This is a genomic window from Lacrimispora amygdalina (assembly GCF_003432035.1).
GTDB classification, from domain to species: domain Bacteria; phylum Bacillota; class Clostridia; order Lachnospirales; family Lachnospiraceae; genus Lacrimispora; species Lacrimispora amygdalina.
Map to the genome: position 1 here is coordinate 1 of NZ_QOHO01000081.1, position 1964 is coordinate 1964.

General features: G+C 40.3%; 3 protein-coding genes. 2 read left to right on the forward strand and 1 reads right to left on the reverse strand.

Features of this window, described 5'->3' with window-relative positions; all coding sequences use genetic code 11:
* Window positions 1–17 precede the first annotated feature (17 nt).
* Complete coding sequence (gene murI, locus DS742_RS23160) at window positions 18–836, forward strand: glutamate racemase (RefSeq protein ID WP_117419332.1); 819 nt, start codon at window positions 18–20, stop codon at window positions 834–836.
* A 14-nt stretch (window positions 837–850) separates the two neighbouring features.
* The gene (locus DS742_RS23165) at window positions 851–1297 is read left to right on the forward strand and encodes a YwiB family protein (RefSeq protein ID WP_117419330.1); all 447 of its coding nucleotides are present in this window, start codon (window positions 851–853) and stop codon (window positions 1295–1297) included.
* A 104-nt stretch (window positions 1298–1401) separates the two neighbouring features.
* Here the strand turns inward: DS742_RS23165 and DS742_RS23170 are convergent, their stop codons facing one another.
* Window positions 1402–1902 carry a transposase gene (locus tag DS742_RS23170; protein WP_117419331.1) on the reverse strand — a complete coding sequence of 167 codons (501 nt, stop codon included), beginning with the start codon at window positions 1900–1902 and terminating at the stop codon, window positions 1402–1404.
* Window positions 1903–1964: the final 62 nt, after the last annotated feature.

Here is a 1964-nt window from a genome sequence, read left to right on the forward strand (position 1 = left end):
GCGGAATGGAGATTATTATGGCAGACAGAAATTCTCCCATTGGAGTGTTTGATTCCGGTGTAGGCGGACTTACGGTAGCAAGAGAGATCATGAGACAGATGCCGGATGAAAGGATTGTATATTTCGGTGATACGGCGAGAGTTCCCTATGGGAACAAATCCTGCAGCACTGTTATTCGCTTTACAAGACAGATTATTCGCTTTCTGATGACCCAGGATGTAAAGGCAATTGTAATTGCCTGTAATACGGCAACTGCCTGTGCACTGGAAACAGTGGAACATGATCTGGATATTCCCATTATCGGAGTGATTCACGCAGGAGCGAGAACTGCGATTGAATCAACTAAGAACGGAAAGATCGGCATCATTGGAACTGAAGGAACAATAAGAAGCGGTGTATATACCAGGGTGATAAAAGAAATGCGGGAAGACATTGAAGTCACAGGAAAGCCGTGTCCGCTTCTGGTCCCTCTGGTGGAGGAAGGCCTGCTTCACGATTCCGTTACAGATGAAATCGCATCCAGATATTTAAGCGAATTAAAAGGTAAATACATTGACACACTTATATTAGGCTGTACCCATTATCCCCTTCTTCGTTCTACCGTGGGCAGGCTGATGGGACCGGAAGTTACGTTAGTCAATCCAGCTTATGAGACCGCTCTGGAATTAAAGCAGGTTCTGGAAGAAAAGGACCTTATCTGTGATCATGACGGCAGCACCATTGATAAATATCATTTCTATGTCAGTGATCTGGCGGAAAAATTCACAAGCTTTGCTGCTTCCATTCTTCCTTACCAGGTAAAAGAGACAAGACAAATAAACATAGAAGAGTTTTAGAGGAGTTATACATTATGACAAGAGATGTTCTGATCAGTATCAGCGGTGCACAGATCGTAGAAGAGGATAATCAGGCTGTGGAAATGATCACAAGAGGTGATTATTTTCTAAAAAACGGCAGCCATTATATTCTTTATGATGAGGTTCAGGAAGGGATGGAAGGTGTGACCAGAAACACCATTAAAATCCACCAGTCAGGAATGGATATCATTAAAAGAGGAAGCACCAGTGTTCATATGACCTTTGAAAAGGAAAAGAAAAATATTTCCTGTTACGCAACGCCATTTGGAGAGCTGATGATCGGGATCAGAACCAATGATATCAGGATTGCTGAAGAAGAGGACCGCTTAAAGGTCCAGGTGGACTATACCCTGGATATCAATTACCAGCATGTTTCAGAATGTAATATTGTGCTTGAGGTCTGTTCGAAGGATACTGCCAATATTCATCTTCTCAGTTAAAAGGCTGTCCTGAAAACGTATCTCGATGATACCTTAAAATAACATCACAAATAAGCCTGTCGATTTTTCGGCGGGCTTTTCTCTACGCTAATACTAAACTAAATCTATTGTAGTATGACTTGAAATCCAAGATTTTCTAATGACTTTATATTTCGAATTTTTTCTTTATTCAAGCTGGTATAATAATTACTTCCTAAATCTTGATACGGTTGAAGGTCTTTTAATATATGATAAATAGCCAAAAGCATGCTATGCGCAACTGCAATTAATGCCTTTTTTACGCCTCTTCTGGCATCAATTCTTTGGTATCTGGCATATAAATAGCTCTCTTTATTCCTTATCGCAGCCCTGGCACATTCAACAATGGTAGCTTTCAGATATTTGTTTCCTTTTCTTATTTTCGTACTCATTTTTTTACCAGCAATTTCTTTACATTCTGGCACTAAACCTGCCCAGGAGCTAAAATGATCTGCACTACGAAATTGCTCCATTGCAATGCCTGCTTCTGCTATAATACGCTGGGCACTTTGTAATCCAATTCCAGGTATTTCATCTAGGAGTTTAACTTGCACACTGCAATATTCTGTTTTTTTTAATATCAACATCCAGCTGGGTTACTATATCGGAAAGGGTTTCTATGTGATGATTAGCCAATGCATATCAGTCA